Below are 13,833 nucleotides of genomic sequence, written 5' to 3' on the forward strand. Positions count from 1 at the left end.
GGTGACGCCAGCCGACCACCGCAGCCCCAGCACTCCCGCGTGGAGCCACGTCGAGGAGTTCCTCCGCGCCCACGACGCCGACCGGATCCCGCACCCGGGCGGCACCCTGTTGGAGCACCTGACCAGGGTGGCCGCCCTGTTGGCGGAGTGGGGCACCGACTCCGCCGTCCAGGCCGCCGGGCTCTGCCACGCCGCGTACGGCACCGACGGGTTCGACGGCGCCCTGCTCGCGCTGGACGAACGGGACACCCTGGTCGACGTCGTGGGCGAGCGCGCCGAGGCGCTCGTCTACCTGTACGCCAGTTGCGGCCGGACCGCCGTCTACCCGCGGCTGGGCCGGGACGAAGTGCCCCTGTTCCACGACCGGTTCACCGGACGGGACCACACCCCGCCGGAGGAGGACCTGCGGGCCTTCCTCGCCATCACGGCCGCCAATGAGCTCGACGTGTTCACCCACAACGCCGAGCTGGCCGACCGCTACGGCCCAGTCCTGTACGAACTGCTGTCCCGAAACAGGGAGTTGCTTCCGGCCGCCGCCTGGCAGGCCTGGCACGACAAGTACGGACAATCCATCTGACGGACATCAAAACTTGTACCACTAACGCGATATCTTCCGATCGTTCACTTGTCATGCCGGAACCACCGCACGAGGGCCGGGCGTTCTCGAAGGCGGGAGGGAAACAGACATGACGAAGAAGCCGTACCGGCTTGCCGCCGCCGCGACCGCACTGCTCGTGGCGGCCCCCTTGTTCACCGCCTGCAAGAACGCCGACCAGGCCCTCGACTGCGGAAAGCGGGCGATCAGCCTCACCGGCGACGTCCAGGACCTCACCGACTCGGCGATCAACGTCGGCCAGATCACCGACGAGGGTCGACGCAAACACACCGTGGACGCCCTGAAGAGGATCGTCGACGACGTCAAGAAGATCCGCAAGGACGGGGACGGCAAGCTCGACGTGGCCGCCGACAAGCTGTCCAAGGCCGTCGACAAGGCCCAGGACGCCGTCTCCCTCGGGAAGGAGCCCGACTTCGCACCGATCGGCGACGCAGCCGCCGAGCTGACCAAGGCCTGCGCCGGAGCCTGACCCCAGCAGCGGCCGGGAGCGCCGACCGACCCCAGCGCTCCCGGCCTGTCGCCACCATCCGGCCGCCGCCAGGCGGTAGGAATGGGCACCGGACCGAACCGCACCCCGGAGGCACCGGTGAACGACCCGATCCTCGACCAGATCCAGCAGCTGCGCGCCGAGTTGGCCCCCGGCGACTTCGCCCCCGCGCTGGTCACGGCACTCGCCGACGGCAGCGCCCCGCTCACCGCGGTGGCCGAACTCGCCGCCCAGCAGCACCGGATCATCACCTCCGACCGGCGCAGCCTGCTACTGCTCGCCACCCGCTGCGCGGACCGTCCGCTCGGCGCCTGGTTCGCCACCCTCGCCGAGGGCGAGAGCGCCGCGCTGCGCACCCTCCCGGCGCTGGCCGCCGCCTGCGGCCTGGACGGCCGGGCGGTGGCCGACCGACCGCCGCTGCCCGGCTGCCAGGCCTATCCGGCCTACCTCGCCTGGCTCGCGCTGAACAGCGTGCCGCCCGCCGCGGTCGCCGCCCTGGTGGCCAACTTCGCGGCCTGGGGAGGCTACTGCGCCACCATCGCCCGGGCCCTGCGCCGGCACCACGGATTCTCCGACGAGGCCTGCGCGTTCTTCGACTTCTTCGCCCAGCCGGCGACCGAACTGGAGCAGCGGGCCACCGCCGCCCTCGGGCCGGACCCGCTGGACGGCCTCACACTGGCCACCGCCCGGGAGTACGGCCTGCTGCTCCAGGCCTACGAGCACCTGTTCTGGTCCACCCTGGGCGGGTGACTCACGCCTGCCAGTGCGGCTTTCCGCTGACCACCCGGCAGTAGATGACCCGTCCGTTGGCGTCGTGGGTGCTCCGGCCGAGGTCGTCGTTGCGGCAGAACTGCCCGGCCGCGTAGCAGTTGCCCGCGTTGGAGCGGATCTCGCACCCCGAACCGCCGGCCGCCGCCTGGGTGCGCTGCGTCTCCGGGTCGGTCGGCGGCTGCGCGGTGGTCACCTTGGGCTGCGGCTTGGCGGCCGGCGTCTGCGGGTGGGCGGCGGACGGCGCCGAGGAGGCGGACGGCGGCGGGGTGGACGGCGAGGTCGGCGGCGTCGACGGCGTGATCGCCGGCGCGGCCTGGACCGGGGTCGTCGCCGGGGGCGCGCTCGGCGTGGGCGGGACGGTCGAACCGGCCGAGGCGGTCGGCGCCGAGGACGCCTTGCCGTCCGCTGCCGACGGGTCGCAACCGGTCAGCGTCAGACCGACGGTGAGGACGAGTCCGGCGAATCCGGCCAGGCCGGCCGCCCGGCGGCGTGCCATCCGTGAAGTCATGAGGGGAGAACGCTCCGTTCCGTATGGGCGAGGCGTGCGAGTCAAGCAGAACGCGCACACGCCGTGGCCACGCTTTCCCCACTCGTTTGCAGATCGAGACAATCCGGCCACCCGGGCACGACGGCCGCCCCGGCGCGGCAACCGCCGGGCGCGACGGCCACCGGAGCCCCCGCCCACCCCGGGCGCGACGGCCATCGGAGCCCCCCCGGCCCCCGGCCTACCCGCGGGGTATAGCGCCGCAGCTCAGGGAGCAATGACATGTTCCGGACAGCGTGCGCGGATCGCTACGGTTCCGGCAACCCCCACGCGAACAAGGAGACCCCATGCTCCGGATCCGTGCGCTCGCCGTCGCCGCCGCCTTCGCGACCGTCGCGCTCACCGCAGCCCCCGCCGTCAGCGCGCCCGCTGACGACCCGTCCATAGCCGCCGCCCTGGACGCCCCCGACCTGGCCGCCCCCGCCCGCACCGCCGCCGTGCCGCCCGCCCTGCTGCACGCCATGCAGCGCGACCTCGGGCTCGCCCCGCAGGCCGCCGCCGAGCGGATCGCCCGGGAGGGCCGGGCCGCCGCGGTCCGTGGCGCCCTCACCCGGGCGCTCGGTGACCACTGGGCCGGCGCCTGGATCGACGGGCCGCAGGCCGAACTGGTGGTCGCCACCACGGACGCCTCCGCCGCCCGCACCATCACCGCCCACGGTGGCCGGGCCACCATCGTCCGGCACCCGTTGAAGACCCTGGACCAGGCCAAGGCCGCGCTCGACCGGGCCTCCCGGGGCGCCGCACCCGAGGCCACCCCGCTCTGGTACGTCGACGTCCGCGCCAACACCGTCGTGGTGCAGTCCGCCGACGACGCCCGCACCGGAGCCTTCCTGGAGCAGGCCGGGGTGGACCGCGCGCTGGTACAGGTCGAGCGGGCCACCGCCGCACCCCGACCGCTCGCCGACCTGCACGGCGGGGACGCGTACTACATCGACAACGCCGCCCGCTGCTCGATCGGCTTCCCGGTCACCCAGAACGGCCAGCCCGGCTTCGTCAGCGCCGGCCACTGCGGCCAGCCCGGCTCCAACGCGACTGCCTCCGACGGCAGTTCGATCGGCACCTTCCAGGACTCGACCTTCCCGGGCAACGACTGGTCCTGGGTGGCGGCCGACCCGGGCTGGACCGCCCAGCCGCAGGTGAACGACTACGCGGGCGGCGCGGTGACGGTGGGCGGCTCGACCGAGCAGTCGGTCGGCGGCTCGGTGTGCCGCTCCGGCTCCACCACCGGCTGGCACTGCGGCACGGTCGAGGAGCAGAACGCCACCGTCAACTACCAGGAGGGCAGCGTCTACGGCGTCACCCGCACCGACGTGTGCGCCGAACCGGGCGACTCCGGCGGCTCGTTCATCTCCGGCAACCAGGCCCAGGGCGTGACCTCGGGTGGCTCCGGCGACTGCTCCTCGGGCGGTGAGACCTACTTCCAACCGGTCAACCCGATCCTCAGCACCTACGGCCTGACCCTCGCCACCGGCTGACACCGCATCACAGCTGGGCCGTCCGGCGCTCGAACACCTCGGGGCGGGCGGTCTCCAACGCCGTGGAGACCGCACCGAGGAGCACCGCCTCCTCCCCCAGCAGGCTCGGTGCGAGCGTCGGACGCATCAGACTGAAGCGACCCAGGGCCTGCTCCAGCGGTTCCAGGAGCAGGTCCGCGCTGCTGCCGATCCCGCCGCCGAGCACCAGCAGATCGGGGTCGAGCACGGCGGACAGCACGGCGACGGCGTAGGCCAGTCGCTCCGCCTCCCAGTGCACCGCCCGAAGAGCGGCGGCGTCGCCGGCCCGGGCCAGCTCGAAGACCCGCTTGGCGGTCAACTGCCGCCCGCCCGAACCCTCCAACCCGAACTCCCGGCCGGCCCGCACCACCGCGTCCGCCGCGGCCTCCTGCTCCAGCGTCGTCCCGCCCGGGCCGCCCACCGCGCCCTCCACACCGGGCTGGCCGCCCGCGAGGGCCGGCAGCGGCACCAGGCCGATCTCGCCCAACGCGCCGTGCGCGCCGAGCAGCAGCTCGCCGTCCTTGACCACGCCCAGCCCGAGCCCGGTGCCCACCAGCAGGTAGGCGAACATCCGGCTGCCCCGCCCGGCGCCGAGGGTGTACTCGCCGAGCGCGGCGAGGTTGGCGTCGTTGGCCACCGTGACGGCCGTGCCCAGACCCTCCCCGATCCGGTCGAAGAGCCCCGGCCGGCCCCAGCCGGGCAGGCTGGTGGCGTACCGGACGCCGCGCCGCTCCTCGTCCCACACCCCGGGCGTGCCGATCACCGCGTGCACGATGTCCGCGGCTCCCAGGCCCGCCTCGGCGGTCGCCTCCCGCGCGGCGGCGACCACCGCGTCCGCGACGGCGTCGGCCGTCCGGCCCCGGTTGGCCACGTCCAGCCGGGCGACGACCGTCCCGGCGAGGTCCGCCACCGCGACCCGCAGCCGGGCCCGGCCGATGTCCACGCCCAGCACGTGGCCGGCGGTCGGGTCGACCTCGTACAGCACCGCGGTGCGGCCGCGCTCGGGGGACACCCACCCAGCCTCGCGGACCAGCCCGGCCTGCTCCAGGTCGGCCAGTGCGGCGGAGACGGTGGGCTTCGACAGGCCGGTGTCCCGGGCCAGTTGGGCGCGCGAGGTACCGCCGCCGGTGCGCAGCAGCTCCAGCAACAGCCACTCGTTGTTGCTGCGCAGCCGCTGCCGGTTCCACGGCACACCGGGGGCCCCGGCCGCCGGACGACTGGTCGGCTGGTGGGGGCTCATCGCTTCCTCCGCTCTGGACTGCTGACGACCCGCCACGACACGGCGGTCCGCCACGGGATGGCCCGCCACGCAGCGGTCCGCCACAGGACGGTCCACGACGGGCAGGCCACCACGGGGACGGTCCACGGCCGGCGGTCCGGACGGACCTTCCCTGCCGACGGGGCGGTCGCCCCGGCACCGCCCGCAGCGTCCGGTGTCGGGCGCCGCTGCCCAAGTATGACCGGTGATCACCCGGCGCCGACCGCGTGGACCCTCCCCCGCGGCGACCCGCCGTCAGGCGTTGGCGCCCCCGATCCATCCGCTCGTCATCCCGAGCACCGCCGAACCGCCGGAGGAGGTGCCGGTGATCAGAACGATGCGATGGGTTGCCATGCGGTCCCTCCTCACGGCCTCCGCGTCTCCCGGACGCCGATGACTGTGTGCGTGCGCACGCACCATACAGGTATGTGCACGCGCACACAATGAGCCACGGCTCAGGCACGATGACGTCTGGGGCCGGCCAAGCTTTCACCCATTAGTGGGCGTGGCGCGGCTCGGCGCGTGAAAGCCTCGGACGTCCGTCCCCACGAGCCGCATCACGGCCGCCCCGGGAACGCACCCACCGCAGCCGGGATCGGTGCCCGTCGTCCGTCAGACCTTCGCGAGGGCCTGCTCCACGTCCGTCCACAGGTCCTCCGGGTGTTCGATGCCCACCGACACCCGGACCGTGCCCGCCCCGATGCCCGCCGCCGCCAACTCCTCGTCCGACAGCTGCCGGTGCGAGGTGCTGGCCGGGTGGAGCACCAGGGTGTGGACGCCGCCGAGCGAGGGCGCCAGGGAGGCCAGGCGCACGGACTCGGTGAAGGCCCGGGCTGCCTCGCGGCCACCGGCCAGGTCGAAGGCGAGGACGCCGCCGTGGCCGTCCGGCAGCAGGCGGCGGGCGAGGTCGTGGTCGGGGTGGGCGGGCAGCCCCGGGTAGTGGACGGCGGAGACCGCCGGGTGGGCGGAGAGCCGGGTGGCCAGGTCGAGGGCGGTGTCGCAGTGGCGGCGGACCCGAAGGGCCAGCGTCTGCAGGCCGCGTACGGTCAGCCAGGCGGCGAAGGGGTCGGCGCTGGCGCCGAGTTCGGTCGCGTAGTGCCAGACCTTCCGGTGCAGTTCGGCCTCGGCGAAGACGGCGATCCCGGCGAGGACGTCGGAGTGCCCGCCCAGGTACTTGGTGGCCGAGTGGACCACCACGTCCGCGCCGTGCTCGATCGGCCGGCACAGGAGCGGGGTGGCGAAGGTGTTGTCGACCACGCTCAGCACCCCGGCGCCCCGGGCGACCGCGATCAGCCCGGGGAGGTCGGTGACCCGGGTGGTCGGGTTGGAGATCGTCTCCAGGTGCAGCAGCCGGGTGTTGGGCCGCAGCGCCGCAGCGACCTCGTCCGGGTCGTCGCCCGAGACGTGCGTCACCTCGACGCCCCACCGCTGGCCGAGGTCGGCCAGCATTGCGAAGGTCCCGCCGTAAAGGCTCCGTTGGGCGATCACGTGGTCGCCGGAGCGCAGCAGGGCGAGCAGCACGGTGTTGATGGCGCCCATGCCGGAGGCGGTGGCGATGGCGCCCGCACCGCCTTCGAGGTCGGCTACGGCGCTCTCCAGCGAGCGGACGGTGGGGTTGCCGAACCGGTTGTAGAAGAACGCCCCGTCGGGCCCGCCGAAGGCGCTGGTGAGCGCCTCACTGGTCTCGAAGGCGAACAGGTGGCTCTGGTGCAGCGGGATGCCCAGCGGACGGCTGCCGGCGGCCTCGGCCAGGGGCGGGTGAACGATCCGGCTCTCGGGGCGCAGTGCGTCGGCGGGGCCGGTGCGGTCGGTACGGTGGTCGCTCATCCCGCCATCCTGCGGCGCCGCGGCGGGGGCGGACAGGGCCAATCCCACCCGAGTGGACCGCCCCGGGGGGCCTTTTCGGCACCCGGGGCGGACTCAGCGGTCAACTCGGCGGTGCTTCACCGACGGCGGAAGAGCCGTCGCACGAAGTGGACGACGGCCCAGATCAGCAGAATGACGACCAGGATGATCAGGATGACCACGACCAGCAGGAACTTGCCGAGCTTGGCGAAGAAGCCGGACTTCTTCTTCTCCTGCTTGGCCGCGACGTTCGTGACGTGCGAGACCTGCGTCACGCGCGTGACCGGCGTCACGTGCGAGACCTGCGAGACGTTCGGGCCCCGCGTGACATTCGCCACATCCGCGGACGCCGCCCCCGGCTCGACGGCCGTGCTCCCCACGGCGGTTCGGGTTGCGGCCACCGCCGTCGCGCTCGACGCCGCGGCGCTGAGACCGACGGCGGCCAGCAGTGCCACCAGGGCGCCGGCCATCGAACGTGCGATCCGGTGAGTCATCATGCTCCTCGTGCGGGTGCGGAGCGGCGGGGATGAGGCCGGTCGACCTTCTCTTATGGTCTGACCAGTGTTTTTCTCATCTACGCCTAGTATGCTCCTCTGAAAGTTCTACAGCGGTGTAAAAGTTTAGCGACGGGCCGGCCCGGATCCACTCCGACCCAGGACCCCGCAAGCCACCGCTCCCACGGGGGTTCCGTGGCAACTGTGGAGGATGACGCCGTGTCGGGTCGCAGGGGTTCCACCGAGACCGAGAATTCGCCGCACCGGGCCGGTGGACGCAGGACCGCCGGCCGGGCTGCCGACCCGGGCAAGGGCGGGGCGGACAAGGACATATCCGACACCCGTCCCACCAGCCGGGCCAAGCCGAAGCCCAAGCGCAGCACCAAGCAGAAGGTGCTCTGGGTGACCGCCGGCTGCACCGCCCTCCTGGTGCTCGCCGGCGGTGCCGTCTACTACCGGCTGAACAGCAACATCACCACCTTCGACGGCGACGCCCTGAGCAAGGACCGCCCGGAGGCGGCCGCGCCGGACGCCCAGGGCCGCACCCCGGTGAACGTCCTGATGATCGGCTCGGACAGCCGCGGCAACGGCAACAGCGACCTGGGTGGCGGCGGTGACGACGGTGCCCGCTCGGACACCGCGATCCTGTTGCACGTCTATGCCGACCACAAGCACGCCGTCGGCATCTCGATCCCCCGTGACTCCCTGGTCAACCTCCCGCCGTGCAAGCTCCCCAACGGCAAGTGGACCAAGGAACAGACCAATGTGATGTTCAACAGCGCGTTCTCGGTGGGCAACACCGACCAGGGCAACCCGGCCTGCACCCAGAACGCCGTGGAGAAGCTCACCAACCTGCGCGTCGACCACACCATCGTGGTGGACTTCAGCGGCTTCGCCGCGATGACCTCGGCGGTCGGCGGCGTCGAGGTCTGCCTGCCGAACGACATCCACGAGGGGGACCTCAACCCCAACCTCGGCCACAAGGGCAAGCTGGTCTTCGCCAAGGGCAGGCAGAAGGTCTCGGGCCAGGCCGCGCTGGACTACGTCCGGGTCCGGCACGGCATCGGCGACGGCTCCGACATCGGCCGCACCAAGCGCCAGCAGGCCTTCCTCTCCTCCCTCATCAAGGAGGTCAAGTCGAAGGGCATGGACCCGACCACCCTGCTGCCGCTCGCCGACGCGGCGACCAAGTCGCTGACCGTCGACCCCGACCTCGGCTCGGCCGCCAAGCTGATGTCCTTCGCCATGTCGATCAAGGACGTCGACCTTCACAACATCAAGTTCCTCACCGCGCCGTGGCGCTACGAGGGCCCCCGGGTCGCCCTGGTACACCCGGACGTGGACCAGCTCTGGGCCGCGCTCAAGGCCGACCGCACCATCGACGGCCAGGACGCCAGCGCCCAGAGCCCGGCCGCCACCGACTCCGCCGCCCCCAGCGCCGCGCCCACCGCCGAGGCCACGCCCACCCCCGCCGCGGACGCCAAGAACGCCGAGATCAAGGTCGCCGTGCTCAACAGCACCGGCGAGAGCGGCCTCGGCAGCAAGGGCGCCGAGGCAGTCAAGGGCGCCGGCTACACGGTCACCACCGTCGGCAACGCGGCCGGGAAGCCGCGCAGCACCACCGTGGTCGAGTACGGCACGGGCGAGCGCACCGCCGCCGAGTCGGTCGCGAAGCTCTTCCCGGGCGCGACCGTCCAGCCGGGCGGCCGCGGCCTGAGCGTGGTGCTCGGCCACGACTTCGCCGCCGCGAACCCGGCCTCCGCCGCCGCCTCGGCACCTGGCGCCCCCGGCGCCCCGGCCCCGCTGCCGACCAGCGTCAGCGGCACCGCCCGCTCGGCGGACGACGACCCGTGCGCCAACGTGTCGTACGGCTGAGCCGCCGCACCGGACCGCACGACGCGACACCGCACCGCACCGACGAACGGGCGGGGCGCCCACGGACCTCGGGTCCGCGGGCGCCCCGCCCGTTCCGGCTACCGGCCGCTCAGCGCCTCGTCCCGCAGGACGGGCAGAACGCGGCTCCCTCCGGCACGTCCTTGTGGCACTGACCGCACTGGACGGGCTGCGCCAGCCTGAACCCGCAGCCCGGGCAGAACGGCGTGCCGTGGGTCTCGGCCCGGCACTGCGGGCAGACCAGCTGGGTCGGCGTACGGACGTCGAACTCCGCACCGGACTGCTGGCCGACCTGGTACGCCCGGTCGGTCACCATGTCGTTGAGGCCGCGCCGCTGCGCCGCCGCCGCCTCGGCCGCGGTGTCCGGGGCGCAGGTGAGGCACAGTCCCTGCTCGGGAGTGAAGCAGCGGCCGCAGACGTAGTGGGTGCACCGGGCGCAACGGTTGAAGTGCGACTGGGCGTTGGCGATCGCGCGCTGGAAGGCGGCGTCCCGCGAGGTGCCCCAGGTCTGGCCGGCCAGTCCGTCCGCGGCGTTGCTGATGGTGTTGGCGTTGCCGCCGATGAGGTTCCAGGCCGCGTTGACGCCCTTGCCTATCCAGCCGGCGACCTGGCCGGTGGTGAACCGTTCAAAGGGCGAGCGCCAGGTGTCGGAGCAGCGGTAGCAGTAGAACTCGAACTGGAAGCCCGCACCCGTACCGTATTTCTCGCACAGATCGCGGTAGTTGTCGCTGAAGTAGATCTCGGAACTCACGTCGTCCCCGGTTGCTGAAGTGGCCTGTCGGCAGTCGCTCCCAGGGACGACGGGGGCCTGCCAACGGTTCCGCCGAGAACTCCTGACACGCCCTTCACGATCCCGCGGCGCTCGCCGGAACTCCACCCGCCGCAGGACACGGCGGGTGGAGTTCCGTTGGGGCCCGTCCGTTCAGCCCGTCCGGCGCCGCGACCGCCGCGACCGCCGGCGCCGCCACAGCGCGATCGGCACCACGCCCGCCAGGGCGAGCGCCGCCGGGGCCGGGGGCGCCTGCTCCGGCAGGGCACCGGCGGCCCGCGAGGGCACCTTGTCGAAGGTGTCCGGGACGGGCAGGGTGGACCAGTTGGAGATCGGCCACGCGACCACGAAGGCCCGACCGACCACGTCGTCCACCGGCACGAAGCCGTCCCCGGTGAGGTTTTGGTGCGGGCGGGAGTCCCGCGAGTTGTTGCGGTGGTCGCCCATCACCCACAGCTTGCCCTTGGGCACGGTGACCGTGCCGACCGGGTCGTTGTCGCAGGGCGTCGCCCCGGGGAACAGGTACGGCTCGTCCAGCGCGACGCCGTTCACCTTCACGGGGCTGCCCGCGTTGCACTCGACGGTGTCCCCGCCGACCGCGATCACCCGCTTGATCAGGTCCTTCTCGTCCGCCGAGGGCATCAGGCCGACGGTGCTCAGCACCTTCTGCACGCTGCCCATGAGGCCGTCGTCCTTCGGCGCCGTGTCCTCCAGCCAGCCGCCCGGATCGTGGAAGACCACCACCTCGCCGCGTTCCGGCTCGGCGCCGAACCACGGGGTGAGCTTGTCGACCAGCACCCGGTCGCCGATCTGCAGGGTGTTCTCCATCGAACCGGAGGGGATCGAGAAGGCCTGCACGAAGAAGGTCTTGATGCCGAGCGAGAGCAGCAGGGCGATCACCAGCAGGATCGGCAGTTCCTGCCAGAACGGGCGCTTCTTGCGCGCGGGCTTCGCACCGGCGGCGGGGGTCCCGTCCGGCTCGGCCGCCGCGTTCTCCTCCTGGACGGCCGCTGGCTGGTCACCTTCCGTCCCGGTCCCGTCCGGTCCGGTCGTCGGCCTCTCCTCGGTTCCGCCGCTCCCGCCGGACTCCGTACTCTGCTGCACACTCATGTGTTCGGCCCCTCCCGACGGCCTGGCGGGAGCTCGAAGCGGAGACTCCCTGACAGGGAACGAACCTACCGAACAGAGGTTCCCGGGCGCGCCCTGACGTGGATGCGCTCGCCCTGCGGGCCGAACAGGCTGAGGAACTCCACCGGCTGCGAACCGGCGTTGCCGAAGGCGTGCGGGGTCCGGGTGTCGAACTCGGCGGCCTCACCGGCCGTCAGCTCCAGGTCGTGCGGGCCGAGCACCAGCCGCAGCCTCCCGGACAGCACGTACAGCCACTCGTAGCCCTCGTGGACCTTCAGGTCCAGTTCGGGCCCGGTGTTCCGGCCGGGCGGCACGATGTGCTTGTACGCGTGCAGACCGCCGAGGTGGCGGGTGAGCGGGACGATGGTCTGGCCGTTCCTGGTCACCGGGCGCGGGTGGATGCGGGGGTCACCGGTCGCCGGGGCGCCCACCAGTTCGTCCAGCGGCACCCGGTACTCCCGGGCCAGCGGAAGCAGCAGTTCCAGGGTCGGCTTGCGCTGGCCGGACTCGAGCCGGGACAACGTGCTGAGCGAAATGCCGGTCGCCGCGGCCAGTTTGGCGAGCGTGGTGCCGCGCTCCCGGCGCAGGGCGCGCAGCCGGGGACCCACCGTGGTGAGGACGTTCTCGAACTCTTCGTCGGCCATGCCTGCTATTCGCCGGGATGGCAAGGGCCTTTGTCAATCCGGCACACCGGTGACGCCTGCCCGGGAGGGCTCAGCACGCGGCGGGGCCCGGTGACGATCCGCCGTTCGTCACCGGGCCCCGCCCTCCGGGTTCCCGCTTTCCGTGTTTCCAGTCACCGGTTTCCAGACACCGGTCGTCCGGACACCGGTCGCCGTCCGGACAGCGGCCGCCTTCCAACCACCGGTCGCCGTCCGGAAACCGGTCACCGATCGACCGACCCCTGGCCGGCCCCCGGGCGGGCGGCGCCGCGCTACCGGTACTCGCGCAGCCGGGGCCGCACCCCCACCGCGGTGAGCCCCAGCGCCGCCGCCAGCACCGCCCCGGCCAGGGCCACCGTGGTGCCGTCGAGGTCGCCGTCGGTCGCCGCGACCGCCGCGTCCATCGCCGTCCGGTTGACCGTGATGGTGTCCGCCATGGCCGCGCTCAGCTGCCCGAACTCGTAGTTGGACTGCCCCTTGGCGAGCCCGGTGTTGAGCGTGATGGCCTCCTTGAGCTTCCCCGCGTCGTGCAGGTCCCGCATCCGGCGGTCGATCACCTGGTACTCCTGGAAGGCGCCCAGGACCCGCTCGGCGGCGTCCTGTTCGCCGGGGAAGGTGACGTTGTGCAGCTCGCTGCCCAGGAAGCCGCCGAAGGGGACGGCCGAGCGGTCCGCCCGGTGCCGGTCGAAGGCGTCCTGCAGCTGGGAGCCGTAGCTGCCCATGGTCGCGCCGTCCAGGTGGACGACCGCCTGGCTCTGCTCCAGGTAGGCCTGCTCCCACACGGCCGCGCGGCCCTGGTCGATCAGGTAGCGGCTCTCGTCGGCGTTCATGTCGTACGCGACGGCGCGGGCCCGGCTGAGCGCGATCACCGAGTCGTAGGCGTTGCTCTTGGCCGTCACCAGGTGGTCCTCGGTGCGGCCCACCAGGTTCAGCCCGGTCACCAGCGCCACGCCGGTCAGCAGCGTGACGGCCGCCAGCGCGGGGTTGAGCACCCGGCGGTAGCGCACGGCCAGCACCCGCTGGAGCCCGGCCAGCGCCGCGAGGGCGAGCAGACCGACGACGAACAGCCACCACCAACCGCTGCCCAGGGCGTCGCGCTGCTGGGCGTAGACGTGGTCGACGGTGGCCTCGTTGGCAGCCGTGACCTGGTCGGCGGCGGGCAGCAGCTGATTGCGCAGCAGGTCGGAGGCCTGCCGGTAGGCGTCCAGGGCGGCGGGCGAGGGCCGGCCCGCCGGGGCCGCGGCCTGTTCCTCCAGCAGCTGGGCGCGGGCCACCAGGGCCTCGTAGCTGCCGAGCCGGCCGAGCACCAGCTGGACGGCGCGTTGCGCGGCCGGGTCGGTGGCGGCGGACTGGGCGGCCTGCTGGAGGTCGTCGTCGGCCTGGTTGCGGCGCTGCTCGTAGGTGTCCAGGGTCTGCTTGCGCAGCGCGGTGTAGTCCTGGTCGGCGCCGACCAGCAGCAGGTTGGCGGCCTGGGCGTCCATGTCGCTGAGCGCGAAGTAGAGGTCGGAGGCGCGGGTGGCCTGCGGGGCGGCCCGGTGTCCGATGGTGTCGGTGCCGTCGCGGGCGCCGCCGAGGACGGCGGTGGCGGTGGCGCCGAGGCCGATCAGGCCGGCCAGGCTCAGTGCGGTGAGGCCGCGGACCAGGCGCGGGGTGGTCCAGTGGGCACGGCTGCCGACCGCGCGGAGGCTCCGGCCGAGCCGGGCCGGGAGGCCGGAGGGGATCGGCGGCCCGGCTGCTGGTCCGGGGCCGTCGTCCTCCCCCGCGTCCCCCTCCTCCGAGGTGGCCGAGGTGGCCGAGGTGGCTGTTGCGCCCGCTGCCGAGGTGGTCATGACGACACGTCCCTTTCCCCCGTCGTACGGCTCGCCGGGGCCCC

Annotated in this window: 13 protein-coding genes; 5 read left to right on the top strand and 8 right to left on the bottom strand. The window is 73.2% G+C overall.

Annotated elements, in window-relative coordinates; all coding sequences use genetic code 11:
* Window position 1: 1 nt before the first annotated feature.
* The 3 genes from BOQ63_RS07935 (at window position 2) to BOQ63_RS07945 (ending at window position 1,853) form a co-directional block, all read left to right on the top strand.
* Window positions 2-577 carry a DUF6817 domain-containing protein gene (locus tag BOQ63_RS07935; RefSeq protein ID WP_072653937.1) on the top strand — a complete coding sequence of 192 codons (576 nt, stop codon included), beginning with the start codon at window positions 2-4 and terminating at the stop codon, window positions 575-577.
* A 109-nt stretch (window positions 578-686) separates the two neighbouring features.
* Entirely contained in the window at window positions 687-1,085 is a 399-nt protein-coding gene (locus BOQ63_RS07940; RefSeq protein WP_050366334.1) for a hypothetical protein, read from the top strand.
* A gap of 81 nt (window positions 1,086-1,166) precedes the next feature.
* Window positions 1,167-1,853 (top strand): thiaminase II/PqqC family protein, encoded by a 687-nt coding sequence (locus BOQ63_RS07945; protein WP_191093528.1) that lies wholly within the window; start codon window positions 1,167-1,169, stop codon window positions 1,851-1,853.
* 1 nt (window position 1,854) lies between these two features.
* Here BOQ63_RS07945 and BOQ63_RS07950 read toward each other — a convergent pair whose 3' ends face one another.
* On the bottom strand, window positions 1,855-2,382 hold the full coding sequence (locus tag BOQ63_RS07950) for a hypothetical protein (protein ID WP_150475740.1): 528 nt from the start codon (window positions 2,380-2,382) through the stop codon (window positions 1,855-1,857).
* A gap of 323 nt (window positions 2,383-2,705) precedes the next feature.
* On the opposite strand from BOQ63_RS07950, the gene BOQ63_RS07955 reads away from it, so the two are divergent.
* Entirely contained in the window at window positions 2,706-3,893 is a 1,188-nt protein-coding gene (locus BOQ63_RS07955) for a S1 family peptidase (RefSeq protein WP_150475742.1), read from the top strand.
* A 7-nt stretch (window positions 3,894-3,900) separates the two neighbouring features.
* Here BOQ63_RS07955 and BOQ63_RS07960 read toward each other — a convergent pair whose 3' ends face one another.
* From BOQ63_RS07960 to BOQ63_RS07970, 3 genes are all read right to left on the bottom strand, one after another.
* The gene (locus BOQ63_RS07960) at window positions 3,901-5,151 is read right to left on the bottom strand and encodes an ROK family transcriptional regulator (RefSeq protein WP_072653940.1); all 1,251 of its coding nucleotides are present in this window, start codon (window positions 5,149-5,151) and stop codon (window positions 3,901-3,903) included.
* 630 nt (window positions 5,152-5,781) lie between these two features.
* Window positions 5,782-6,996: a trans-sulfuration enzyme family protein gene (locus BOQ63_RS07965; protein ID WP_072653941.1), complete on the bottom strand. Its 1,215-nt coding sequence runs from the start codon at window positions 6,994-6,996 to the stop codon at window positions 5,782-5,784.
* A gap of 116 nt (window positions 6,997-7,112) precedes the next feature.
* The gene (locus BOQ63_RS07970) at window positions 7,113-7,484 is read right to left on the bottom strand and encodes a hypothetical protein (RefSeq protein ID WP_050366336.1); all 372 of its coding nucleotides are present in this window, start codon (window positions 7,482-7,484) and stop codon (window positions 7,113-7,115) included.
* A 243-nt stretch (window positions 7,485-7,727) separates the two neighbouring features.
* Between BOQ63_RS07970 and BOQ63_RS07975 the strand changes: the two genes are divergently transcribed.
* Window positions 7,728-9,383, top strand: a complete 1,656-nt coding sequence (locus tag BOQ63_RS07975) for an LCP family protein (RefSeq protein ID WP_078968640.1) — start codon at window positions 7,728-7,730, stop codon at window positions 9,381-9,383.
* Window positions 9,384-9,492: 109 nt separating this feature from the next.
* On the opposite strand, the gene BOQ63_RS07980 is transcribed toward BOQ63_RS07975, so the two are convergent.
* From BOQ63_RS07980 to BOQ63_RS07995, 4 genes are all read right to left on the bottom strand, one after another.
* Window positions 9,493-10,152, bottom strand: coding sequence for a double zinc ribbon domain-containing protein (locus BOQ63_RS07980; RefSeq protein ID WP_030284699.1), 660 nt, complete (start codon window positions 10,150-10,152; stop codon window positions 9,493-9,495).
* Window positions 10,153-10,323: 171 nt separating this feature from the next.
* A complete protein-coding gene (gene lepB / locus BOQ63_RS07985) occupies window positions 10,324-11,280 on the bottom strand; it encodes a signal peptidase I (protein ID WP_078867338.1) in 957 nt (318 codons plus the stop codon).
* Window positions 11,281-11,345: 65 nt separating this feature from the next.
* Entirely contained in the window at window positions 11,346-11,942 is a 597-nt protein-coding gene (locus BOQ63_RS07990) for a helix-turn-helix domain-containing protein (protein ID WP_030284695.1), read from the bottom strand.
* Between the two features lie 290 nt (window positions 11,943-12,232).
* Window positions 12,233-13,789 carry a GlnX family signal transduction membrane protein gene (locus tag BOQ63_RS07995; protein ID WP_030552965.1) on the bottom strand — a complete coding sequence of 519 codons (1,557 nt, stop codon included), beginning with the start codon at window positions 13,787-13,789 and terminating at the stop codon, window positions 12,233-12,235.
* Window positions 13,790-13,833: the final 44 nt, after the last annotated feature.

It is taken from the genome of Streptomyces viridifaciens (assembly GCF_001888885.2).
Taxonomy (GTDB): Bacteria; Actinomycetota; Actinomycetes; order Streptomycetales; family Streptomycetaceae; genus Kitasatospora; species Kitasatospora aureofaciens.

Coding starts and splice junctions, on each gene's coding strand:
- BOQ63_RS07940 (WP_050366334.1), top strand. CDS start 687: ATGACGAAGAAGCCGTACCGGCTTGCCGCCGCCGCGACCGCACTGCTC.
- BOQ63_RS07945 (WP_191093528.1), top strand. CDS start 1,167: ATGGGCACCGGACCGAACCGCACCCCGGAGGCACCGGTGAACGACCCG.
- BOQ63_RS07950 (WP_150475740.1), bottom strand. CDS start 2,382: ATGACTTCACGGATGGCACGCCGCCGGGCGGCCGGCCTGGCCGGATTC.
- BOQ63_RS07955 (WP_150475742.1), top strand. CDS start 2,706: ATGCTCCGGATCCGTGCGCTCGCCGTCGCCGCCGCCTTCGCGACCGTC.
- BOQ63_RS07960 (WP_072653940.1), bottom strand. CDS start 5,151: ATGAGCCCCCACCAGCCGACCAGTCGTCCGGCGGCCGGGGCCCCCGGT.
- BOQ63_RS07965 (WP_072653941.1), bottom strand. CDS start 6,996: ATGAGCGACCACCGTACCGACCGCACCGGCCCCGCCGACGCACTGCGC.
- BOQ63_RS07970 (WP_050366336.1), bottom strand. CDS start 7,484: ATGGCCGGCGCCCTGGTGGCACTGCTGGCCGCCGTCGGTCTCAGCGCC.
- lepB (WP_078867338.1), bottom strand. CDS start 11,280: ATGAGTGTGCAGCAGAGTACGGAGTCCGGCGGGAGCGGCGGAACCGAG.
- BOQ63_RS07990 (WP_030284695.1), bottom strand. CDS start 11,942: ATGGCCGACGAAGAGTTCGAGAACGTCCTCACCACGGTGGGTCCCCGG.
- BOQ63_RS07995 (WP_030552965.1), bottom strand. CDS start 13,789: ATGACCACCTCGGCAGCGGGCGCAACAGCCACCTCGGCCACCTCGGCC.